This window comes from Acidovorax sp. GW823-FHT05D11 (assembly GCF_058795695.1).
The window spans coordinates 1,761,011-1,782,642 of sequence record NZ_CM179502.1 but is presented as its reverse complement, the minus strand read 5'-3'; the positions used below and the strand labels follow the sequence as shown (position 1 = coordinate 1,782,642).

General features: G+C 66.8%; 18 protein-coding genes and 1 pseudogene. 8 read left to right on the top strand and 11 right to left on the bottom strand.

From position 1 onward, the window contains the following. Nucleotides 1-16: 16 nt before the first annotated feature. A complete protein-coding gene (locus AC3RCE_RS08075; RefSeq protein WP_370628452.1) occupies nucleotides 17-1,018 on the top strand; it encodes a cytochrome d ubiquinol oxidase subunit II in 1,002 nt (333 codons plus the stop codon). Between the two features lie 94 nt (nucleotides 1,019-1,112). Here AC3RCE_RS08075 and AC3RCE_RS08070 read toward each other — a convergent pair whose 3' ends face one another. From AC3RCE_RS08070 to AC3RCE_RS08035, 8 genes are all read right to left on the bottom strand, one after another. Next, entirely contained in the window at nucleotides 1,113-2,249 is a 1,137-nt protein-coding gene (locus tag AC3RCE_RS08070; protein ID WP_218293914.1) for an ABC transporter substrate-binding protein, read from the bottom strand. Between the two features lie 210 nt (nucleotides 2,250-2,459). Next, nucleotides 2,460-3,413, bottom strand: a complete 954-nt coding sequence (locus AC3RCE_RS08065; protein WP_218293913.1) for an NAD(P)H-dependent flavin oxidoreductase — start codon at nucleotides 3,411-3,413, stop codon at nucleotides 2,460-2,462. 137 nt (nucleotides 3,414-3,550) lie between these two features. Beyond that, nucleotides 3,551-5,341: an acyl-CoA dehydrogenase gene (locus AC3RCE_RS08060; RefSeq protein WP_218293912.1), complete on the bottom strand. Its 1,791-nt coding sequence runs from the start codon at nucleotides 5,339-5,341 to the stop codon at nucleotides 3,551-3,553. Between the two features lie 70 nt (nucleotides 5,342-5,411). Next, on the bottom strand, nucleotides 5,412-6,344 hold the full coding sequence (locus AC3RCE_RS08055; RefSeq protein WP_218293911.1) for an electron transfer flavoprotein subunit alpha/FixB family protein: 933 nt from the start codon (nucleotides 6,342-6,344) through the stop codon (nucleotides 5,412-5,414). After that, entirely contained in the window at nucleotides 6,345-7,094 is a 750-nt protein-coding gene (locus AC3RCE_RS08050) for an electron transfer flavoprotein subunit beta/FixA family protein (protein ID WP_218293910.1), read from the bottom strand. A gap of 220 nt (nucleotides 7,095-7,314) precedes the next feature. Further along, a complete protein-coding gene (locus AC3RCE_RS08045) occupies nucleotides 7,315-8,643 on the bottom strand; it encodes a mechanosensitive ion channel family protein (RefSeq protein ID WP_218293909.1) in 1,329 nt (442 codons plus the stop codon). Between the two features lie 11 nt (nucleotides 8,644-8,654). Continuing rightward, nucleotides 8,655-9,446, bottom strand: coding sequence for an enoyl-CoA hydratase (locus tag AC3RCE_RS08040; RefSeq protein WP_218340659.1), 792 nt, complete (start codon nucleotides 9,444-9,446; stop codon nucleotides 8,655-8,657). A gap of 140 nt (nucleotides 9,447-9,586) precedes the next feature. After that, nucleotides 9,587-10,492, bottom strand: coding sequence for a histone deacetylase family protein (locus AC3RCE_RS08035; RefSeq protein ID WP_255591329.1), 906 nt, complete (start codon nucleotides 10,490-10,492; stop codon nucleotides 9,587-9,589). A 108-nt stretch (nucleotides 10,493-10,600) separates the two neighbouring features. Here AC3RCE_RS08035 and AC3RCE_RS08030 point away from each other — a divergent pair, with 108 nt between their 5' ends. The 7 genes and pseudogenes from AC3RCE_RS08030 to AC3RCE_RS08000 form a co-directional block, all read left to right on the top strand. Continuing rightward, a complete protein-coding gene (locus tag AC3RCE_RS08030) occupies nucleotides 10,601-11,521 on the top strand; it encodes an AAA family ATPase (protein ID WP_218294447.1) in 921 nt (306 codons plus the stop codon). Nucleotide 11,522: 1 nt separating this feature from the next. Continuing rightward, nucleotides 11,523-12,569, top strand: a complete 1,047-nt coding sequence (locus AC3RCE_RS08025) for a DUF58 domain-containing protein (RefSeq protein ID WP_492254885.1) — start codon at nucleotides 11,523-11,525, stop codon at nucleotides 12,567-12,569. Nucleotides 12,570-12,681: 112 nt separating this feature from the next. Then, nucleotides 12,682-14,709, top strand: coding sequence for a transglutaminase TgpA family protein (locus AC3RCE_RS08020; protein WP_492254884.1), 2,028 nt, complete (start codon nucleotides 12,682-12,684; stop codon nucleotides 14,707-14,709). A gap of 214 nt (nucleotides 14,710-14,923) precedes the next feature. After that, nucleotides 14,924-16,000: a lytic murein transglycosylase B gene (mltB, locus tag AC3RCE_RS08015; RefSeq protein WP_492254883.1), complete on the top strand. Its 1,077-nt coding sequence runs from the start codon at nucleotides 14,924-14,926 to the stop codon at nucleotides 15,998-16,000. A gap of 299 nt (nucleotides 16,001-16,299) precedes the next feature. Next, nucleotides 16,300-17,298, top strand: coding sequence for an ABC transporter ATP-binding protein (locus AC3RCE_RS08010; RefSeq protein WP_492254882.1), 999 nt, complete (start codon nucleotides 16,300-16,302; stop codon nucleotides 17,296-17,298). Nucleotides 17,299-17,303: 5 nt separating this feature from the next. Continuing rightward, a complete protein-coding gene (locus AC3RCE_RS08005) occupies nucleotides 17,304-18,065 on the top strand; it encodes an ABC transporter permease (RefSeq protein ID WP_218294445.1) in 762 nt (253 codons plus the stop codon). A 66-nt stretch (nucleotides 18,066-18,131) separates the two neighbouring features. Then, nucleotides 18,132-18,401 (top strand): annotated as a pseudogene (locus AC3RCE_RS08000) (lytic murein transglycosylase); the annotation flags it as partial. Here AC3RCE_RS08000 and AC3RCE_RS07995 read toward each other — a convergent pair. The 3 genes from AC3RCE_RS07995 to AC3RCE_RS07985 form a co-directional block, all read right to left on the bottom strand. Beyond that, the gene (locus tag AC3RCE_RS07995; protein ID WP_218340654.1) at nucleotides 18,341-19,429 is read right to left on the bottom strand and encodes an LLM class flavin-dependent oxidoreductase; all 1,089 of its coding nucleotides are present in this window, start codon (nucleotides 19,427-19,429) and stop codon (nucleotides 18,341-18,343) included. The pseudogene AC3RCE_RS08000 and the gene AC3RCE_RS07995 sit on opposite strands and share 61 nt — an antisense overlap. 153 nt (nucleotides 19,430-19,582) lie before the next feature. Beyond that, nucleotides 19,583-20,527 carry an ABC transporter substrate-binding protein gene (locus AC3RCE_RS07990; protein WP_492254881.1) on the bottom strand — a complete coding sequence of 315 codons (945 nt, stop codon included), beginning with the start codon at nucleotides 20,525-20,527 and terminating at the stop codon, nucleotides 19,583-19,585. Nucleotides 20,528-20,551: 24 nt separating this feature from the next. Further along, nucleotides 20,552-21,487, bottom strand: coding sequence for an ABC transporter substrate-binding protein (locus tag AC3RCE_RS07985; protein ID WP_492254880.1), 936 nt, complete (start codon nucleotides 21,485-21,487; stop codon nucleotides 20,552-20,554). Nucleotides 21,488-21,632 lie beyond the last annotated feature (145 nt).

Below are 21,632 nucleotides of genomic sequence, written 5' to 3'. Positions count from 1 at the left end.
GGAGGACACCATGGAAATGACCCTGGCCCACACCCTGCCCCTGGCGTTCATGGCCATCATGGGCCTGGCGCTGCTCGCCTACGTGATCCTGGACGGCTATGACCTCGGGGTGGGCATCCTGCTGCCCTTCGCGAGCGATGCGGAAAAGGACGTCATGGTGTCGAGCATCGGCCCGTTCTGGGACGCCAATGAAACCTGGCTGGTGCTGGGGGTGGGCGTGCTGCTGATCTGCTTTCCGATGGCCCACGGCGTGGTGCTGTCCGCCCTGTACCTGCCCGTGGCCGTGATGCTGGTGGGCCTGATCCTGCGGGGGGTGGCGTTCGACTTCCGCGTGAAGGCCCGCGATTCGCACAAGACGGCCTGGAACCGCCTGTTTGCCGCGGGCTCGCTGGTCACCACCCTGGCCCAGGGCTGGATGCTGGGCGCCTATGTCACCGGCTTCCAGAACGACACCTGGGGCCTGCTGTTTTCCACGGGCATCGCCATCACCCTGCCCGCGGCCTACGCCATGCTCGGCGCCGGCTGGCTTCTCATGAAAACCGACGGCGCATTGCAGCGCAAGGCTGCCCGCTGGGGCCAGGGGGCCCTGTGGCCCATGGGGTTTGCGCTCATGGGCATCTCGCTGGCCACGCCGCTGGTCAGCCACACGGTGTTCGCCAAGTGGTTCGTGCTGCCCGAACTGTTCGCTCTGCTGCCGATACCGCTGGCCTGCGTGGCCGCCTTCTTCGCCATCCGCCACGTGCTGGCCACGCCCCGCGTGGTCGAGGCGGGCTATGGCTGGATCGTGTTCGCGGCCACGGTGCTGATCTTCGTGCTGGCCTTCTTCGGGCTGGCCTACAGCATCTATCCGTACATCGTGATCGACCGCCTCACGGTGTGGCAAGCCGCCAGCGCACCGGAGTCCCTCGCGGTGATCGGCATCGGGGTGGCCATCACGCTGCCGGCCATCATCGTCTACACGGTCTTCATGTACCGGGTGTTCTGGGGCAAGGCGCGGGAGCTGACCTACGGGCTGTGACACGCGCCCAGGCCCGCTGCCAGGGCGCCGTGGCCCGCCCGCAGCACGGGCGGCTTCCCCCTGGAGGCGGGCGCGCTGCGCCCCAGATATGGGATCAATACCGCAAGCTGCCCTCGGCATCCACGATGGCCAGCTCCACATAGGTGGAGCCGTTGTGGCTCCTGGGCGAATACTTGACGTTGAAGCGCCCGAACGAGATATCGCCCGCATCCTCCATGGTCTTGATGAAGGACTCCGTGCTCAGGTTGCGCCCGGTGCGGCGCAGGCCCTCCACCAGCAGCCGGGCGTGCACGAAGCCCTCGAACTGCGAGGCCGACGGCTGGGCGCTTGGTGACTTGGCGCGCAGAAGGGCCAGGTACTCGGCCACCACGGGCACCGTGGTGCTGCGCAGCGAGGGCATGATCTGCGCCAGGATGATGCCGCGCGCCTTGTCCTTGAGCTCGCGGTGGATCACGTCCATGCTGGCCACGGAAAACCCGTAGTACGCGGGCCGCGCCGCCGTGGACTGCACCGCCTTGATGTAGCTGGTGAACGTGGTGCCCGCCGTCGCCACGATGACGGCCTGGGGCTGTGCCTTGTCGGTGGCCTGCGCGGCGGCCGCGAAGTCGGGCTGCTTGGGGTCGACCTTGATCTCGGCGACGAAGGCGAGCTTTTCCTCCTCGGAGGCTTTCTTGAGCTCGGCCAGCAGCGTCTTGCCCAGGCCGTCGTCCTGGTAGAACACCGCCACGCGGCTGATGCCCTGGTGGCGCAGCTGCGAGACGATCTTGCCGGCCTCGCTGGCGTAGCCGGCCCGCACGTGAAAGACATAGGGATTCAAGGTTTCCCGAAACGCCGAGGCCCCCGTGACCGGCCCGAACAGCAGCGTGCGGTGTTCCTTGACCAGGGGCAGGATGGCCGCCGTCTGCGCCGTGCCCGTGCTGTTGTAGATCATGAAGACCTTGTCGTTCTCCAGCAGCTGGCGCGTGTTCTCCACGGCTTTCTGGGTGTCGAAGCCGTCGTCCAGCGTGGTGTAGCGGATCATGCGGCCGTGCACGCCACCCTGCGCGTTCACGGCGTCGAACATCAGCCGCGACCCTTCCCCATACTGCGCGGTCTGAGCGCCGAGCGGCCCGGAGAGCACGGCGGACGCGCCCAGGCGGATCTCGTCGCCGGTCACGCCCTCATTGCGGGCGTGCGCCCCCTGGCTGGCACAGAGGGCCAGCATCAGCCCCAGCAAACATGAACGAAGCATGGCACCTTCCCCGCGACGATGACGGACGGCGCCACACGACGCGGCACCCATCTGGTTATTAATCATCATCATTGTCCACGGGCTGCGCTGCCGTCCATTGGGGGTTTGCCCTGTCGCGACCAGCCCACACCCGCCCCACGGGGCTGCACAAACGGCTGCGCCCGCAGCGCATGGCACGCTGCGGGCGCACAAGGCAGGCCTCGCCGGGGATCAGAGCTTCAGGCGCGCCCGGGCAGCCTCGTACTCCGCGCGCAGCCGGGCCACCAGCTCGGCGGTGCTGGTCACCGCATTGATCGCGCCGATGCCCTGGCCGCAGCCCCAGATGTCCTTCCAGGCCTTCTTCGCGTCGCCGCCGAAGTTCATCTTGCTCGGGTCCGATTCGGGCAGGTTGTCGGGGTCCATGCCCGCCGCGCGGATCGACGGCGCCAGGTAGTTGCCGTGCACGCCGGTGAACAGGTTGCTGTAGACGATGTCGTCCGAGCTGCCTTCCACGATGGCCATCTTGTAGTCATCGCTGGCGCGGGCCTCGTGCGTGGCGATGAAGGCCGAGCCGATGTAGCCGAAGTCCGCGCCCATGGCCTGCGCCGCCAGCACCGCGTCGCCGCTGGCGATGGAGCCGCTCAGCGCGATGGGGCCGTCGAACCACTGGCGGATTTCCTGGATCAGCGCAAACGGGCTCTTCACGCCCGCATGGCCACCCGCACCGGCGGCCACGGCGATCAGGCCGTCGGCGCCCTTTTCAATCGCCTTGTGCGCAAACTTGTTGTTGATGATGTCGTGCAGCACCACGCCGCCCCAGGCGTGCACGGCCTGGTTCACGTCCTCGCGCGCGCCCAGGCTGGTGATGATGATCGGCACCTTGTACTTGGCGCACACCTGCATGTCGTGCTCCAGCCGGTCATTGCTCTTGTGCACGATCTGGTTGATGGCGAAGGGCGCGGCGGGCTTGTCGGGATGGGCCTTGTTGTAGGCCGCCAGGGTCTCGGTGATCTCGGCCAGCCATTCATCGAGCAGTTCGGCGGGGCGGGCATTGAGCGCGGGCATGGAGCCCACCACACCCGCCTTGCACTGCTCGATCACGAGCTTGGGGTTGCTGATGATGAACAGCGGCGAGCCGATGACGGGGAGCGACAGGTTTTGCAACACGGGAGGCAGTTTGGACATGGCGACAACTTCCTGAACAGGTTTTTGGATGAAATAGGGCTCTAGCGCTTATTCATCAAGCGCTAGCAGCTATCATTTTTATATCAATGAGCTGCCCGCTCTGCGGGCAGTCAGTCTCCTCACAACACGCTCAACCTTCAAAAGGCGTCCAGCGCCAGTTCGGTCACGCTGGCGGCGCCGTCCACGATGCTGTCGCGCAGCCCCGGTGCCTTCACCAGGATGTGCTCGGCATAGAACTGGGCCGTGGTGATTTTTGCGCGCATGAAGGCTGCGTCCTGTCCCTTGTGCAACAGGTCCTGTGCCACCAGCAGGCTGCGCGCCAGCTGCCAGCCCGCCACCACGTTGCCTGCCAGCATCAGGTAGGGCACGCTGCCCGCGAACACGGCGTTGGGCTGGGCCTTGGTGCCACCGGCCACGAAGTCGATCACGTCGAGCAGCGCCTTGCGCGCGGCCGTCAGGCGCCTGGCCACGGCCAGTGCGGCCGGGGTGCCGCTGGCCAGCAGCTCGCCTTCGGTGGTCTCGATCTGCGCGGCGATGCCCTTGGCCACCTGGCCCCCATCGCGTGCCGTCTTGCGGCCCACGAGGTCATTCGCCTGGATGGCGGTGGTGCCTTCGTAGATGGTCAGGATCTTGGCGTCGCGGTAGTACTGCGCCGCGCCGGTTTCTTCGATGAAACCCATGCCGCCATGCACTTGCACGCCCAGGCTGGTCACCTCCAGGCTGGTCTCGGTGCTGTAGCCCTTGACCAGCGGCACCATGAATTCGTAGAAGGCCTGGTTCTGCTTGCGCGTCTCGGCATCGGGGTGGTGGTGGGCGGCATCGAACGCAGCAGCCGCCACCGTGGCCATGGCGCGGCAGCCCTCCACGGTGGCGCGCATGGTCATGAGCATGCGCTTCACATCGGGATGGTGAATGATGGCGGCGCTGGCGTTGATGCTGCCGTCCACGGGGCGGCTTTGCACGCGGTCCTTGGCGTACTGCACGGCCTTCTGGTAGGCGCGCTCGGAGATCGCGATGCCCTGCATGCCCACGGCGTAGCGGGCTGCGTTCATCATGATGAACATGTATTCGAGGCCCCGGTTTTCCTGCCCCACCAGGTAGCCCACGGCGCCGCCGTGGTCGCCGAACTGCAGCACCGCCGTGGGCGATGCCTTGATGCCCAGCTTGTGCTCGATGCTCACGCAATGGGCGTCGTTGCGCGCGCCCAGGCTGCCGTCCTGGTTGACCATGAATTTGGGCACCACGAACAGGCTGATGCCCTTCACGCCATCGGGCGCGCCCGCCACCCGTGCCAGCACCAGGTGCACGATGTTCTCGGCCATGTCGTGTTCACCATAGGTGATGAAGATCTTGGTGCCGAAGATCTTGTAGGTGCCGTCGGGCTGGGGTTCGGCACGCGTGCGCACCAGGGCCAGGTCCGAGCCCGCCTGGGGTTCGGTCAGGTTCATGGTGCCGGTCCATTCGCCCGTCACCAGCTTTTCCAGGTACGTGGCCTTGAGCTCGTCACTGCCGGCCGTGAGCAGCGCCTCGATGGCGCCGTCGGTGAGCAGCGGGCACAGCGCGAAGCTCATGTTGGCGCTGTTGGTCATCTCGATGCAGGCCGCGCCGATGGTCTTGGGCAGGCCCTGGCCGCCAAAGTCGGCCGGATGCTGCAACCCCTGCCAGCCGCCTTCGCCGTACTGGCGGAAGGCTTCCTTGAAGCCGGGGGTGGTGGTGACGACACCGTCTTTCCAGCTCGACGGGTTCTTGTCGCCTTCGAAATTGAGCGGAGACAGCACCCCTTCGTTGAACTTGGCGCACTCTTCCAACACGGCGGCGGCCGTGTCCAGGCCTGCGTCTTCAAAGCCGGGGATCTGCGCGATCTGTTCAATGTTGGCCAGGTGCTCGATGGCGAACAGCATGTCCTTGAGGGGGGCGGTGTAGCTCATGGGTGTCTCCGGGGAATTTCGTCAAAAAAAAGGCATCGCGAGCGATGCCTTTGTGTGCACGGTGGCGTTCTTACAGGGCCTTGACCAGCTCTGGCACGGCCGTGAACAGGTCGGCTTCCAGGCCGTAGTCGGCCACGCTGAAGATCGGTGCCTCGGGGTCCTTGTTGATCGCCACGATCACCTTGGAGTCCTTCATGCCCGCCAAATGCTGGATGGCGCCCGAGATGCCGGCGGCGATGTACAGCTGCGGCGCCACGATCTTGCCGGTCTGGCCCACTTGCCAGTCGTTGGGGGCGTAGCCGGCGTCCACCGCGGCGCGGCTGGCGCCCAGGGCGGCACCCAGCTTGTCGGCCAGCGGGGTCATCACTTCGTCGAACTTTTCCTTGCTGCCCAGCGCCCGGCCACCGGAGACGATGATCTTGGCGGCGGTCAGTTCGGGGCGGTCGCTCTTGGCGATCTCGCTGCCCACGAAGCTGCTCTTGCCTGCATCAGCGGTAGCAGCAGCGGTTTCGACGGCGGCCGAGCCACCGGTGGCGGCTGCGGCGTCAAAGCCGGTGGTGCGCACGGTGATGATCTTCACGCTGTCGGCGCTTTGCACGGTGGCGATGGCGTTGCCCGCGTAGATGGGGCGCTCGAAGGTGTCGGCGGCGACCACCTTGGTGATGTCGCTGATCTGGGCCACGTCGAGCTTGGCGGCCACGCGGGGCGCCACGTTCTTGCCGCTGGCGGTGGCGGGGAACAGGATGTGGCTGTAGTTCGAGGCGATGGCCAGGACTTGCGCGGCGACGTTTTCTGCCAGGCCGTGTTCCAGGCCGGGCGCGTCAGCATGGATGACCTTGGCGACGCCAGCGATCTGGCCCGCGGCGGCAGCGGCAGCGCCTGCATTGTGGCCGGCGACCAGCACGTGCACGTCGCCACCGCAGGCCACGGCGGCGGTCACGGTGTTCAGGGTGGCGCCCTTGATGGACGCGTTGTCGTGTTCAGCAATAACGAGTACCGACATTTAGATCACCTTCGCTTCGTTCTTGAGTTTCTCGACCAGGGCGGCCACGTCGGCCACCTTCACGCCCGCGCCACGCTTGGCGGGCTCGGTGACCTTCAGGGTCTTCAGGCGCGGAGCCACGTCCACGCCGAGGTCTTCGGGCTTGACGGTATCGAGCTGCTTCTTCTTGGCCTTCATGATGTTGGGCAAGGTGACGTAGCGGGGCTCGTTCAGGCGCAGGTCGGTCGTGATGACCGCTGGAAGGGTCAAGGCCAGGGTTTCCAGGCCGCCGTCCACTTCACGCGTCACGCTGACCTTGTCGGCCGACAGTTCGACCTTGCTGGCGAAGGTCGCCTGGGGCAGGTCGGCCAGGGCCGCCAGCATCTGGCCGGTCTGGTTGGCGTCGTCGTCGATGGCTTGCTTGCCCAGGATCACAAGGCCGGGCTGCTCCTTGTCCACCAGGGCCTTCAGGATCTTGGCCACGGCGAGAGGCTGCAACTCGACGTCGGTTTCCACCAGGATGGCGCGGTCGGCGCCGATGGCCATGGCGGTGCGCAGGGTTTCCTGGCACTGGGCCACGCCACACGAGACAGCGATGACTTCGGTCACCAGGCCTTTTTCTTTCAGGCGCACGGCCTCTTCGACGGCGATTTCGTCAAAGGGGTTCATGCTCATCTTCACGTTGGCGATGTCCACACCCGTGTTGTCCGACTTCACGCGGACCTTCACGTTGTAGTCCACCACGCGCTTGACAGGGACCAAGACCTTCATTGCTGCGGCTCCTAGATAGAGTTGGTTGAATTGACGTTTACGTAAACTAGAACATTCTATGCCGCACTGCAACGAAAGCGCTACGGGGCCGGAACACAGACCTCACGATTCCAAAAAAAGAACGATCGTGCTTTTTGTCGATTATAGGCGAGTGCACCGGGCGCCTGTCTAGAGTCTGCTGTCGCATGCGGCACCCCCGTTCGCGGCCCCCGGGGCCCGGTCACCGCGCGGTGGCAGCCCCAGGCGCCGCTGGCGCGCCGGGTGACAGAGCCGCCGCCAGCCCCCCTTCGACCTGCACGTGCATGACCCGCTGGGGGTAGGGAATCTCGATCTGGTGGGCGCGCAAGGCGCTCAGGATGGCGCGGTTGATCTCCGAGCGCAGGCCCAGTGAGCCGTTCTCGGGGTCGGCGATCCAGAAGCCGACCGTGAACTCCAGCCCGTCGGCCCCAAACGCCGAGAGGGCCACGCTGGGGGCGGGATCGCGCAGCACCCGGCTGCTGGCCAGCGCGGCGTCCGCGAGAAGCCGGGTCACCAGGTCCACATCGCTTTCGTAGGCCACGCTCACCACGGTCGACAGCCACACGCGGGGGTCGGCCAATGACAGGTTTTCCACCCGCTGGGTGATCAGCATTTCATTGGGCACGATGGACTCGCGCCCCGTGGACGAACGCACCACGGTGTAGCGCGCATTGATGTTGGTGATGCGGCCTTCGAAATTGTCGACGCGCACGTTGTCGCCGATGCGCATGCTGCGCTCGGCCAGGATGACGAACCCGCTCACGTAGTTGGACGCCAGCTTCTGCAGGCCAAAGCCGATGCCCACGCCCACGGCACCACCCAGCACCGACAGCGCCGTCAGGTCGATGCCCACGGCCGACAGCGCCATGATGAGCCCGACGAAGATCAACAGCGCCCGCACGGCATTGCTCACCGCCTTGCGCAGCGACAGTTCCGCCCCCGTGGCCGAGCGCAGAAGGCGCGACTCGATGGCGGCGGAGATCCACAGCGCGATGAGCAGCACCGCACCGGCGGTCAGCGCGCCTTCGATGATGGTGCGCACCGACAGCGTCGCGCCCCCTACCTTCCAATGGATCTGGTCCAGCTCCTCCAGCACCAGCGGCAGCAGTCCCGTGACCCAGAGCACCATGCCCAGCCAGGCCAGCCAGGAGATGGAGCGTTCGATGGGCCGCACCCAGGCAGCGTCCGGGTATGCCACCTGCAGCACCTTCACGCCAATGCGGATCACCACCAGCGCCACCAGCACCGGGATCGCCAGCTTGAAGGCGGCCAGCGCCACCCAGTGGTGCAGCAGCGTGCGCGCCACATAGGCCAGGCTCAGCAGCACCAGCGGAAACAGCGCGCCATCCACGATGCGGGTGCCAAACAGAATGGAGCGTGGATCGCCCCGGTGCAGGCCCCGCTGCAGCAGCGAGACCAGGCCCCAGGCCAGGGCGACGCACCCCGCCAAGGCCGCCAGCTCCACCAGCACCGTCGGGCTGAGGAAGGACTGCACCCACAGGCCCACATCGTCGAGCATCGGCTTGTCCATCGTGGCGATCCTCAGCGCTTCCAGCGGGGCTGGCGTTTTTCCGCAAAGGCGCGCGCGCCCTCCTGCGCGGCCTCGTCCATCATGTTGGTGGCCATGGCCTGGCCCGCCAGCTGGTAGGCGGCATCCATGCCCAGCTCGCGCTGCTGGTACACCAGCGCCTTGCCCATGGCCACGGCCACGCGGGGCTTTTGCAGGATGGACTGCACCAGCATCTCCACCTCGGCGTCCAGCGCATCGGCGGGCACCACGCGGTTCACCAGGCCCTGTGCCAGCGCGGTGGGGGCATCGATGAAATCGCCGGTGAGCAACATTTCCATCGCCCGCTTGGCGGGCACATTGCGCACCAGCGGCACGCTGGGCGTCGCGCAGAACAGGCCGTAGTGGATGCCGCTGGTGGCAAAACTCGCGCTGTCGGCCGACACGGCCAGGTCGCACTGCGCCACCAGCTGGCAGCCCGCCGCCGTCGCCATGCCCTGCACCCTGGCGACCACGGGCACGGGCAGCTTGTGGATGGTGAGCATCATGCGGCTGCATTGGGCAAACAGCTTCTGGTAGTACGCCAGCTCCGGGTTCGCCGCCATGTCCTTGAGGTTGTGCCCGGCACAGAAGGCCTTGCCCGCTGCGGCCAGCACCACCACGCGCACAGATTCGTCGCGGTGCGCTTCGTCCAGCGCCTGTTGCAGGGCTGTCAGCATTTCAGAGCCCAACGCATTGAAGCGTGCAGGGTCGTTCAAAGTGAGGGTGATCACACCGCGCGTATCACGGGTGATCAGCAGCAGCTCGTCAGAATTCGGAATCGTCATGTTGTTTCTCCTGTGCACAGCAATGCGAGGGGCGTTTGAAACAGGCGCGCATGAGGCCAGTGCCACCGTGGAACTGGCTTCGCCAGGCCACGGGTGGCGTCCCCCTCAGGGGGAAGACGCCGCAGGCTGCTCGGGGGGAGTCAAAGATCAGCCAGGACGCGCAGATGCGCCTCCACGCTGCGCGCCAGCGGCCCCATCACATAGCCGCCCTCCAGGCACGACACGATGCGGCCCTGGGAATAGCGCCGCGCCACGTCCTTGACCCGCTGGGTGATCCAGGCGTAGTCCTGCTCGGTCAGGCCCAGCTGGCCCATGTCGTCCTCGCGGTGGCCGTCGAAGCCGGCGGAGACGAAGATCATCTCGGGCTTGAAGGCCTCCAGGCGCGGCATCCACATCATCTCGATGATCTCGCGGATGTCCATGCCACGGGTGTACGCTGGCACGGGCACGTTGACCATGTTGGGGGCCGGGTCCTGGTCGCCGCTGTACGGGTAGAACGGGTGCTGGAAGATGCTGACCATCAGCGCGCGCGGGTCGCCCGCCAGGATGTCCTCGGTGCCATTGCCGTGGTGCACATCGAAGTCCACCACCGCCACGCGCTGCAGGTTGTAGCGCTGCAGCGCATATTTGGCGGCCACCGCCACGTTGTTGAAGAAGCAAAAACCCATGGCCTTGTCGCGGCACGCATGGTGCCCGGGCGGACGCACGGAGCAGAACGCGTTCTCGACCTCGCCGGCCATCACCGCATCGGTGGCGGCCAGCGCGGCACCCGCGGCGCGCAGCGACGCCTTCCAGGTGTGGGCGTTGATGGAGGTGTCGGTGTCGATCTGCGCGTAGCTCGGGCCGCCCGCCATCAGCTCTTCGTTGAGCCGGTCGGACAGGCCCCGCAGCGCCGCGATGTGCATCCGGCCATGCGCCAGCTCGATGTCGGCCAGCGAGGCCTCGGGGGCCTCGTAGCGCTCCAGCGCATCGCCCACCCCGGTGACCAGCAAACGGTCTTCGATGGCATCGAGCCTTTCGGGGCATTCTGGGTGGCCCGGGCCCATCTCGTGCTTCCAACAATCCCGATGGGTGAAATAGCCCGTCTTGCTCACAGTCAATCCCCGTGTCTCGTATTTTTTTGGATAGTTTTCGGATAACGTCGCGCCATGACAATGAATGCACAGCACAAGATCAAATCGCTTCTGGATCAGCTTAACACGGTGATCGTGGGCAAGCAGGCCCAGGTACAGGACTGCGTGGCCTGCCTGCTGGCCGGCGGGCACCTGCTCATCGAGGATGTTCCGGGGGTGGGCAAGACCACCCTGGCCCATGCGCTGTCGCGGACTTTCGGCCTGCAGTTCTCGCGCGTGCAGTTCACGGCCGACCTGATGCCCAGCGATCTGACGGGCGTCTCGGTCTACGAGCGCGGCAAGGAAGCCTTCGTGTTCCACCCCGGCCCGGTGTTCGCCCAGGTGCTGCTGGCCGACGAAATCAACCGCGCCAGCCCCAAGACGCAAAGCGCGCTGCTCGAAGCCATGGAGGAAAAGCAGGTGTCGGTAGAGGGCGAGACGCGCGCCCTGCCCCACCCCTTCTTCGTGATCGCCACCCAGAACCCGCACGACCAGCTGGGCACCTTCGCGCTGCCCGAATCGCAGCTCGACCGCTTTCTGATGCGCATCTCCATCGGCTACCCCGACCGCGCGGCCGAGCGCGTGCTGCTGGCGGGCGCGGACCGGCGCGACATGGTGGACACCATGCTGCCCCTGCTGTCCGACGAGGAACTGGCCGAGCTGCAGCGCCAGGTGCAGGCCATCCATGCGGCCGACCCGCTGCTCAACTATGTGCAGGACCTCATTGCCGCCACGCGCTCGGGCCGGTGGTTCCTGCAGGGCCTGTCGCCCCGCGCGGGCATTGCGCTGGTGCGTGCGGCCAAGGCGCAGGCCCTCATCAGCGGGCGCGACTACGTGGCGCCCGACGACGTGCAGGCCGTGCTGCCCCAGACCATCGCCCACCGCCTGGTGCCCGTGGGCGATGCCGGACGCGGCGCGGTGGAACAGGTGCGCGCCATGGTCGAGGCCGTGCCGCTGCCGTGAAATGACAGCCGCCCATCCCCCCGCCACGCTCCGCCCGACCGGGGGCTGGCGCGCCATCCTGGCCCGGGTGAGCCCGCTTGCGCCACTGCGCCGCCGCTTCCAGCGCTGGTGGCAGGCGCGCCTGCCGCTGAGCGACACGCTCGCGCTCACGCAGCGCAATGTCTACATCCTGCCCACCGGCTCGGGCTGGATGCTGGCATTGACGCTCATCGTGCTGCTCATCGCGTCCATCAACTACCAGCTCAACCTGGGCTACCTGCTGACCTTTCTGCTGGCGGGCAGCGCCGTGGTGGGCATGCACATCTGCCACGCCAACCTGCGCGGCCTCACGCTGCACCTGAAGGCGCCCGAGCCACACTTCATGGGCACCAGCACGGCGTTTGACATCCAGCTGTCCAGCGAGCGCAAGACGCCGCGCTACGGCATCGCCCTGTCGGTGCACGGCACGGGCAAGGAGGCACACCACTGGGCCTGGACCGACGTGCCCGCGCAGGGCCAGTCGAGCGTGCAGGTCGCTTTCAAGCCCCCGCGCCGGGGCCTGCACCGCGTGCCCACGCTGACGGCCGAGACGCGCTTTCCGCTCGGCACCTTCCGCGTCTGGACATACTGGCGGCCCGCGGCCCAGGTGCTGGTCTACCCCGCGCCCGAGACCCCGGCACCGCCGCTGCCGACCGGCGAACCGCGCGCGGGCGGCGCCGGCAACACGCCCACGCAGGGCATTGGCGAATTCGACGGCGTGCGCGCCTACCGCCGGGGGGACCCGCTCAAGCTCGTGGTCTGGAAGAAGGCCGCCAAATCGCTGGGCACTGGCACGGACGACCTGGTCAGCCGCGACGCCCAGCAACCCCAACGGCACGAACTGTGGCTGGACCTGGCCCGCGCCTCGCTGCCCGACCACGAAGCCCGCATCTCACGCCTGGCCGCCTGGGTGCTGCAGGCCGACCGGCTGGGGCTGGACTATGGCCTGCGCCTGCCGGGTGTCGAGATCGCCCCGGACACGGGTGCGGCGCACCGACGAAATTGCCTGGAGGCACTGGCGCTGTGCTGAACCCCGCTTCAAAATCCGTATCCAGTGGGCCCCTGCCGCATACAGGCAAAGCGCAGGCAGCTATATTTTTTATAGCATACCCACCACTCCAAGCCGGGCCTGGACCGTTGCCATGAACCTGCGCCGGACCCTTGTTTCCCTGCCGCGCGACGCCCGCGACACGCTCTTTCTGCTGTTCGTGATCGTCTGGGTCATCGCACCTCAGGTGTCCAACCTGCCGGTGTGGACCAGCCTGCTGGCCGGCGGGCTGCTGCTGTGGCGCGGCTGGCTCGCCTGGAAAGGCCGGCCCCTGCCCGGGCGCTGGACCGTGGGCGCCCTGCTGGTGGTGGCGGTGGCGGGCACGCTGTTCACGCACCGCACCATCCTCGGGCGCGATGCGGGCGTCACCCTGGTCGTCATGCTGCTGGCGCTCAAGATGCTGGAGCTGCGCGCGCGCCGCGACGCGATGGTGGTGTTCTTCCTGGGCTTCTTCACGATGCTCAGCAACTTCTTCTTCTCGCAGTCGCTGCTCACCGCCGCCGCCATGCTGGTGGCGCTGCTGGGCCTGCTCATGGCGCTGGTCAATGCCCACATGCCGGTGGGGCGCCCGCCCCTGGCGCAGACCTTTCGCATGGCGGGCACCATGGCGCTGCTGGGGGCCCCCATCATGGTGGCGCTGTTCATGCTGTTTCCGCGCATGGCGCCGCTGTGGGGCATGCCCGGGGAGAACCTCACGGGGCGCAGTGGTCTGTCGGGCACCATGAAGATCGGCGAGATGGCCGAGATCGCGCTCGACGAACGCGTGGCCATCCGCCTGCGCTTCGCGGGGGCGCCCACCGATGTCCCGCCCCAATCGGCGCTGTACTTCCGCGGCCCCGTCATGACGGCGTTCGATGGCCGGCAATGGCAGGCCGAGCCGTTTCGGGAAGACAGCGCCTGGGCCGCACGCGCGGCCCTGCCAGCCAACCTGCAGGTCAGCGGACCGGCCGTGCGCTACGAAGTGACGCTCGAGCCCCAGCGGCAACCCTGGCTGATGGTGCTGGAAGCCACCCCCGAGGCGCCCGAGCTGCCCAACAACATGCGGGCCTACATGACCCAGGACCTGCAGTGGATGACCTCACGCCCCATCACCGAGGTGATGCGCTACCAGGCCGTGAGCTACCCCGAGTACCGCCATGGCCCCCAGCAGTCCGTGCGGCAGCTGCGCGTGTACACGGAGCTCCCCCCCGGCTTCAACCCCCGCACCCTGGCTTTGGCCGCGCAAATGCGCGCAGACCCCGCGCTGGCCAGCGGCGGAACAAGCGCGCTGGTCAATGCGGCCCTGCAGCGCCTGCGCACGGGCGGCTACACCTACACCCTCGATCCCGGCGTCTATGGCGAACACACCGCCGACGAGTTCTGGTTTGACCGCAAGGAAGGTTTTTGCGAACACATTGCCTCGGCCTTCGTGGTGCTGATGCGCGCCCTGGATGTGCCCGCACGCATCGTCACGGGCTACCAAGGGGGTGAACGCAATCCCGTGGACGGCTACTGGACCGTGCGCAATGCCGATGCCCACGCCTGGGCCGAGGTGTGGATGGAAGGCCGCGGCTGGGTGCGCGTGGACCCCACGGGCGCCGTCTCGCCAGGCCGCGTGGGGGCGTTCCAGCGCCTGCAGGCGCCCCAAGGCGCGTTTGCGGCAGCGATGGGCGCGCTCAGCCCGGGCATGGTGCAGAACCTGCGCGCCGTGTGGGAAGCCGTCAACAACAGCTGGAACCAGTGGGTGCTCAACTACACGCAGAGCCGCCAGATGGACCTGCTCAAGGCGCTGGGGTTTGAATCCCCCAGCTGGCAGGACCTCACCACCGTGCTGGGCACCCTGGTCATCGCGGCCGCGCTGGGCGGCATGGGCTGGAGCCTGTGGGAACGCAGCCAGCACGACCCCTGGCTGCGGCTGCTGGCCCGCACGCGCCAGCGCCTGGCGCGCGCGGGCCTGCCGCTGCCGGAAACCCTGCCACCGCGCGCGATGGCCGAACGGGTGCGGGCACAATTCGGGGCGCCAGCCGACGCAGTGGCAGACTGGCTGCTGCGGCTGGAGCGACTGCGCTACGCCCCCCACCCCGACACCGAACTGGGCACGCTGCGGCGCGAATTCCGCACCCTGCCCTGGCCAAGGAAATGAATCATCCCCTGAGCGGCTTCGCCGCTCCGTGCAGCCGCCAGAGACGGCAGCCCTTCGGGGCCGTCCCAGCCTGCGCTGGCAGGCCTGGAGCCGCGGCCCCCAGCTCCTTCTCTCGGCTCCGCCAGCGCGGCGGGGCTGCCCTTGCGCGGTGACGCTGGCCCGGGCCGCGCCGGTTGCGCGGCGCAGGGACACAACAAAGTAACGAACAACCGACATGAAGAAGACAGCCCGATGGGCCAATATTGCTCTATTTTTAATAGCTTCTTGCGCAATAACAGCAAGCGCCAGCCCCCAAAAACCCTCTAAATCCACCGCCACGAAGCAAAAGCCCGCGGTGCCCTATGCATCGCGCCCCGAGGCCCTGCAGTTTGCCGACGACCTGGCCGCGCGCCGCGACCTGGACCGCGAATGGGTGCGCCAGGCCATCGGGCAGGCACACTTCCTGCCACAGGTCCCCCGCCTCATGCTGCCGCCAGCCAAAGGCACCGCCAAGAACTGGCGCGTGTACCGCAGCCGCTTCATCGACCCCATCCGCATCCGCGCCGGCCAGCGGTTCTGGCAGGAGAACGAGGCCACGCTGGAGCGGGCCGAGCGCGAGTACGGCGTGCCCGCCGAGATCATCGTGGGCATCATCGGCGTGGAGACCATCTACGGCCAGCAGATGGGCACGTTCCGGGTGATGGACGCGCTGGCCACGCTGGCGTTTGATTTCCCGTCAGCCCACCCGCGTGCCAAGGAGCGCACCGCATTTTTCCGCGGTGAGCTGGAGCAGTTCCTGAGCCTCACCAACCGCAGCGACACCGACCCGTTCGAGCCCCGTGGCAGCTACGCCGGTGCCATGGGCCTGGGGCAGTTCATGCCGTCGAGCTGGGTGCGCTATGCGATTGACTTCGATGGCGACGGCCGCGTGGACCTGTTCAAGAGCCCGGCGGACGCCATCGGCTCGGTGGCCAACTACTTCCGCGGCCATGGCTGGACGCCAGGCATGCCCACGCACTTTGGCGTGCAGTTCGACGCCGCGCGCCTGCAGCTCGACGACCTGCTGGCACCCGACATCCTGCCCACCTTCAGCGTGGCCAGCATGACAGCCAAAGGCGCGGTGCTGGATGCCCAGGGCGCGCAGCACACCGGCCCGCTGGCACTGGTGGAACTGCAAAACGGCGGCGAGCCCGCCAGCTATGTGGCAGGCACCGAGAATTTCTACGCCATCACGCGCTACAACTGGTCCAGCTACTACGCGATGGCCGTGATTGAGCTGGGCCGCGAGGTGGCGGCGGCGCGAACGCGCTGATCCTGGCGCTGCGGCGGCCGGAGCAGGCGCACAGGGTCGACCGAGGGGCCGAGCACCGGATGGCCCGCAATACCCTTCGCGAGCCGAACTGCCTGGTGGGGCTGCGGATCGGAGCCAGCTGTGCTACCCGCACCGCACGCATCCGGTGGCGAAGGGGAAAGACCTGTCCTGGCCGCAGGGCCAAAGCGGGGTTTGCCAGCGCCTGCCAGCACGGTTGCGCAACTCAAGCCACAATGCGTCGCTCCCCCGCTTGCCCGGCAACCGCCGCGGCGGCACGCACTATTCCTGACCACCATCCCATGCCTGCATCACCTTCTTCCATGCCCGCTGCGGACGCGATCGTCCGTGTGCGCGGCGTGAGCAAAACCTACGCTGGCGGTTTCCAGGCACTCAAGAACATCGACCTGGACATCCGGCGCGGCGAGATCTTTGCCCTGCTCGGGCCCAACGGCGCGGGAAAGACCACGCTCATCAGCGTGATCTGCGGCATGAGCAATGCCACGGCGGGCTCCATCAGCGCCGACGGCCATGACACCGTGCGGGACTACCGCGCCGCCCGCGCGGCCATTGGCCTCGTGCCCCAGGAGCTGCACACCGATTCGTTTGAAACCGTGTGGGCCACGGTCAACTTCAGCAGAGGGCTGTTCGGCAAGGCTCCCGACCCTGCTTTCATCGAAAAGATCCTGAAGGACCTGTCGCTGTGGGACAAGAAGGACTGCAAGATCCTCGCGCTCTCGGGCGGCATGAAACGCCGCGTGCTGATCGCCAAGGCGCTGTCGCACGAGCCCAAGATCCTGTTCCTCGACGAGCCCAGCGCGGGCGTGGACGTGGAGCTGCGCCACGACATGTGGCGCCTGGTGCGGGCGCTGCGCGATGCGGGCACCACCATCATCCTGACCACGCATTACCTGGAGGAAGCCGAGGACATGGCCGACCGCATCGGCGTGATCCGCAAGGGCGAGCTGATCGTGGTGGAGGACAAAGATGTGCTGATGCGCAAGCTGGGCAAGAAGCAGCTTGCACTCACGCTGCAGCAACCGATGCAGCAGATACCCGCGTCGCTGGCCCGCTGGCCACTGGTGCTTAGCCAGGGAGGCACCATGCTCACCTACACCTTTGACACCCAGCAAGAAGACACAGGCATTGCCGCACTTTTGCGCGCGCTGGCCGAACACGGGATTGACTTCAAGGACCTGCATTCCAGCGAGAGTTCGCTCGAAGACATTTTTGTGGGCCTGGTGCACCAGGACAAGGACCAGGACCACGCCCCGTCGCAACAGAAAGCATCCCGAGCATGACCGGCCTGAACCTGCATGGCGTGCGTGCCATCTATCGCTTCGAGATGAACCGGGCCTTTCGCACCTGGATGCAAAGCCTGATCGCACCGGTGCTGTCCACAGCGCTGTACTTCATCGTCTTTGGCTCAGCCATTGGCTCGCGCATGGGCGACATCGGCGGCGTGAGCTATGGGGCCTATATCATCCCCGGCCTGCTCATGCTGTCGCTGCTGTCCGAGAGCATTTCCAACTCGGCTTTTGGCATCTACATGCCCAAGTGGTCCGGCACCATCTACGAGCTGCTCAGCGCGCCGGTCAACTGGGTCGAGGTGCTGCTGGGCTATGTCGGCGCCGCGGCCACCAAGTCGCTGCTGGTATCGGTGCTCATCCTCACCACCGCCAGGGTGTTTGTGCCCTACGAAGTGGCGCATCCAGTGTGGATGGTGGGCTTTCTGGTGCTCACCGCCGTCACGTTCTGCCTGTTCGGATTCATCATCGGCCTCTGGGCTGACAGCTTTCAAAAGCTGCAGGTGATACCGCTACTGGTCATCACACCGCTGACGTTTCTCGGCGGTGCGTTCTACAGCATCAGCATGCTGCCGCCGTTCTGGCAGACCGTTTCGCTGTTCAACCCGGTGGTCTATCTCATCAGCGGGTTGCGCTGGGCGTTCTACGGCCAGGCCGATGTCCACATCGGCGTGAGCGCGGGCATGACATTCGTGTTCATGGCCCTGTGCCTTGTCGTGGTGTGGTGGGTGTTCAAGACGGGACGGCGCATCCGGCGCTGAACGCACCGCAAGACGTGGGCTGGGCGGTGCTTCATAGAGTCAGCATTTTGAACTTGAAACAACCCGTTCGGTCTGAGCCTGCTGCAACTGGATCACCTCTTACCGCAAGACTCCTGCCCACCTTCAGCGCTGCCAGCATACAAGCAAAGGGCGGCGTGCTGGATGGCGCCGCCGCGCCCCTGGCCTCGTCGAACTACACAACGGCGTGATACGCCGAGCTACGTGCCGGGCACCGAAAACCGCTACGCCATCACCCGCTACAACTGGTCGATCTACTACGCCATGTCGGTGATCGAGCTGGGCAGCGAAGTCGCGGCTGCGCGGTCCACGCAGTAGCCGTCGACAGTCGGGCCGGCCGCCGCTGGAACCCAGCCCAGCTCCGGCGCAATGTACTGCGCGGTGTCACTCAGGATCTGCGCGTACTCGTGCACGTTGAAATCATATGGCAGTTCCAGCCGCAGCTCCTGCACGCGCGGCACGATCGGGTCCTGGCGCAGGCTTTCCAGGATCTCATCGGACGTCCCCACCAGATCGCGCGCAAACAGCGTACGGCGCTCGCCCTGGGGTGCCATCGTGCGAACCTCGCGCAGCGCCGCCCAGGCTCGGTAGCGCGCCCGGCTCGCAGCATCTGCGCTGTCCAGCGGCACGACGACCCGGCCCAGCGCCACACGCGGGGCGTGGGGAGCCGACCAGTGGGCATGAAACAGTTCGAGCTGACTGCGCTGCGCCGCGAAGAAATCGTCTGTCTGCTCACCACGGTTGAGATTGCCGATCAGCAGGTGGTAGCCCTGGGCACCCGCCCACTGCGCAGACTTCAGCGACCCGCCGCCGTACCACAGTCTCTCCACGAGCCCCGCCGCATGCGGCTGCACCCGCGGGCGCTGGCGTCCTGCGGGCGACTCCACGAAAAAGTCGTCGTCGCCGAAATAATCACCGCGCAGGTTGCTGCGCAGCCGCTCCACCCGCGCGTGCGAAAAATCGATGGCCTGCGCATCGCCGTCGAACAAACGCCCGCCCAGCAGCGGCCCGTAGGGTGGCGCCCCCGCACTCAGCCCCACCTGCAGGCGCCCGCGCGACAGCACGTCCACCGTCGCCAGGTCCTCGGCCAGCCGGAAAGGGTTCTCATACCCCATCTGGATCACCGCCGTGCCCAGCGCGATGCGCCCCGTGCGCTGCGTGGCGGCGGCCAGCAGCGTGGCCGCGGACGACACCGCCCGCTCCAGATGCCGCTGGCGCACCCACGCGCCCTGGTAGCCCAGCGCTTCCCCCAGCTCGAACAGCCGCAAGGTGTCTTCCAAACCCTGCAGCGGGCTGTCCTCGGCATAGTTGCCCGGCGTCAGAAATGCGAGATGAGAAATAGCCATGGATGAAAAAGAAAAAGGATCAACAGACGCCGATCAGACCGACAGACGCCCGCAACCGGCGCGCCCCCACGCCAGCGCACCCGTGGATCTGGCTCCGCCAGTCCACCGGGTGCGTCCCCCTGAGGGGGAAGTCGCGCAGCGGCTCAGAGGGCTTCAGAACTTGGGCAAGCCCGGGGGATTGGTTTCCGATTTGGGCAACGCTTCCTCCAGCAGACTCCAGCGCTGCAGCGCCTGCGTGTACTTGCCGTTCTTGATGAGCCCATTGGTGGCCAGCGTCAGCGCATCGGCCAGGCCCGAGCCCTTGCGCGTGGTGATGGCCACGTCGGACTTGAGCGGCCAGCCCGCGTTCACCGTGCCCACGAGCTTGATCTTGCCGTCCTTGGCCGCGTGGTAGGCCTGCGGCGCGTTGGGGTTGAAGTTGGCGTCGGCCCGGCCCGACACCACGCCCAGCAGCCGCGCGGCGTCGTCGTCGAAGTACACGGGCTCCACGGGCTTGAGGCCCGCGGCGACGTTCTGCTTGTTCCACTCCAGCAGGATGCGCTCCTGGTTGGTGCCCGATCCGGTGATGACCTTCAGCCCCGCAATGTCCTTGGGCTCCTTGATGGACGTGATCTTGCTGTCGGCGCGCACATAGAAGCCGTGCAGGCCCAGGCGGTAGGTGGAGAAGTCGTACTTCTCCTTGCGCTGCTCCGTCACGCCCACGTTGGAGATCACCGCGTCGTACTTGCCCGAGGTGAGCCCGAGCGGCCAGTCGGCCCAGGCAATCGGCAGCAGTTCGAGCTTGAGCCCCAGTGCGTCGGCAATCAGCTGTGCATAGTCCGGATCGAACCCCACCACGGTCTTGGCGTCGCTGGCATAGGTGGCGATGGGCGGCGCAAACGGCGCGATCGCCACGGTAAAGACGCCCTCCTTCACGAACTTGAAATTCTTCGGAATGGACTGGACGGCCGCTGCGTCTTTCTCGGCGCGGATGCGGCCCTTTTGCCCGGGGCTGAAGTCAAACGCGGTGGCCGCACCGGCCACGGTCCACGCGCAGGACAGCGCACACACAGAGGCAAGGGCCACCAAGCTGCGGCGCGATAGGGAATGGAGAGTCATGGAAGGTCCTTGAAAGCCGCAGCCTTACTTCTTGGGCAGGCCGGGAGGGTTGGTGCGCGAGACCTGGATGGCCTCGGACTGCAGGTTCCAGCGCTCGAGCGCCTTGGCGTAGTTGCCGTTCTTGATCTGCGCATTCAGTGCCGTGGTGATCGCGTCGGCAATGCCCGAACCCTTGCGCGAGGTCACGGCAATCTCGGCCGCCTGCGGCCAGCCGCCCGAGAAGGTGCCTACCAGTTTCGTCTTGCCATCGCGCGCGTTGTGCGCGGCGATGCCGTTGGGGGCCAGGTACGCGTCGGCGCGGCCCGAGGCCAGCGCCAGGTACAGCACCACATCGTCGTCGTAGTACTGGATGTCCACCGGCTTAAGGCCTGCGGCGATGTTCTGCTGGTTCCAGCGCAGCAGGATCTGCTCCTGGTTGGTGCTCGCGCCGACCACGACCTTCAGGCCCGCCACATCCTTCGGCTCTTTGATGGACGTGATCTTGCTGTCGGCCTTGACATACACGCCCAGCTGGTCGTTGCGGTAGGTCGAGAAGTCGAACTTCTCCTTGCGCTCCTCGGTCACGGTGACGTTGGAGATCACCACGTCGAACTTGCCGGATTGCAGGCCCAGCGGCCAGTCGGCCCAGGCCACGGACACCAGCTCCAGCTTGCGCCCCAGGCTGTCGGCCACCAGCTGCGCGATGTCCGGCGCGTTGCCCACGGGCGTCTTGTTGTCGGTGGCATAGGCGCCGAACGGCAGCCGGCCCGTGGTGGTGCCCACGGTGAGCACACCCTCCTTCGCAAACTTGAAATCCTTGCCGACGAGCTTGATCGCCTCGTCCACCTTCTGCGAGCGGGGGCGCGTGGGCTGCTCGGGACTCAGGTCGATGGCCTGCGCAGCCGCGTGGATGGGTGCCAGTGCGGCGATGGACGCAGCGGCCAGTGCAAGGGCTGCGAGGGTTCGGTTCACAAGGGTCATGGATCGGCTCCGGGGATGAAATGGATGGGTCAGGAAAGCAGGCAAATGAAGGAAGCAAAAAAATCGGGCAGATCACAGCGGCGCCCATGCCGCAGCCCGGCCTGGGCCACAGGCCGGTTGGCCCAGAAAGGCCGCTGCGGGTGAG

What these genes read in the sequence shown, in the direction of transcription:
- AC3RCE_RS08035 (WP_255591329.1), bottom strand. Translation starts at nt 10,492, where the DNA reads ATGGGCCCGGGCCACCCAGAATGCCCCGAAAGGCTCGATGCCATCGAA.
- AC3RCE_RS08030 (WP_218294447.1), top strand. Translation starts at nt 10,601, where the DNA reads ATGAATGCACAGCACAAGATCAAATCGCTTCTGGATCAGCTTAACACG.
- AC3RCE_RS08010 (WP_492254882.1), top strand. Translation starts at nt 16,300, where the DNA reads ATGCCTGCATCACCTTCTTCCATGCCCGCTGCGGACGCGATCGTCCGT.
- AC3RCE_RS08070 (WP_218293914.1), bottom strand. Translation starts at nt 2,249, where the DNA reads ATGCTTCGTTCATGTTTGCTGGGGCTGATGCTGGCCCTCTGTGCCAGC.
- AC3RCE_RS08045 (WP_218293909.1), bottom strand. Translation starts at nt 8,643, where the DNA reads ATGGACAAGCCGATGCTCGACGATGTGGGCCTGTGGGTGCAGTCCTTC.
- AC3RCE_RS08055 (WP_218293911.1), bottom strand. Translation starts at nt 6,344, where the DNA reads ATGTCGGTACTCGTTATTGCTGAACACGACAACGCGTCCATCAAGGGC.
- AC3RCE_RS08065 (WP_218293913.1), bottom strand. Translation starts at nt 3,413, where the DNA reads ATGTCCAAACTGCCTCCCGTGTTGCAAAACCTGTCGCTCCCCGTCATC.
- AC3RCE_RS08050 (WP_218293910.1), bottom strand. Translation starts at nt 7,094, where the DNA reads ATGAAGGTCTTGGTCCCTGTCAAGCGCGTGGTGGACTACAACGTGAAG.
- AC3RCE_RS08025 (WP_492254885.1), top strand. Translation starts at nt 11,523, where the DNA reads ATGACAGCCGCCCATCCCCCCGCCACGCTCCGCCCGACCGGGGGCTGG.
- AC3RCE_RS08075 (WP_370628452.1), top strand. Translation starts at nt 17, where the DNA reads ATGACCCTGGCCCACACCCTGCCCCTGGCGTTCATGGCCATCATGGGC.
- AC3RCE_RS08040 (WP_218340659.1), bottom strand. Translation starts at nt 9,446, where the DNA reads ATGACGATTCCGAATTCTGACGAGCTGCTGCTGATCACCCGTGATACG.
- AC3RCE_RS08020 (WP_492254884.1), top strand. Translation starts at nt 12,682, where the DNA reads ATGAACCTGCGCCGGACCCTTGTTTCCCTGCCGCGCGACGCCCGCGAC.
- AC3RCE_RS07995 (WP_218340654.1), bottom strand. Translation starts at nt 19,429, where the DNA reads ATGGCTATTTCTCATCTCGCATTTCTGACGCCGGGCAACTATGCCGAG.
- AC3RCE_RS08060 (WP_218293912.1), bottom strand. Translation starts at nt 5,341, where the DNA reads ATGAGCTACACCGCCCCCCTCAAGGACATGCTGTTCGCCATCGAGCAC.
- AC3RCE_RS07985 (WP_492254880.1), bottom strand. Translation starts at nt 21,487, where the DNA reads ATGACCCTTGTGAACCGAACCCTCGCAGCCCTTGCACTGGCCGCTGCG.
- mltB (WP_492254883.1), top strand. Translation starts at nt 14,924, where the DNA reads ATGAAGAAGACAGCCCGATGGGCCAATATTGCTCTATTTTTAATAGCT.
- AC3RCE_RS07990 (WP_492254881.1), bottom strand. Translation starts at nt 20,527, where the DNA reads ATGACTCTCCATTCCCTATCGCGCCGCAGCTTGGTGGCCCTTGCCTCT.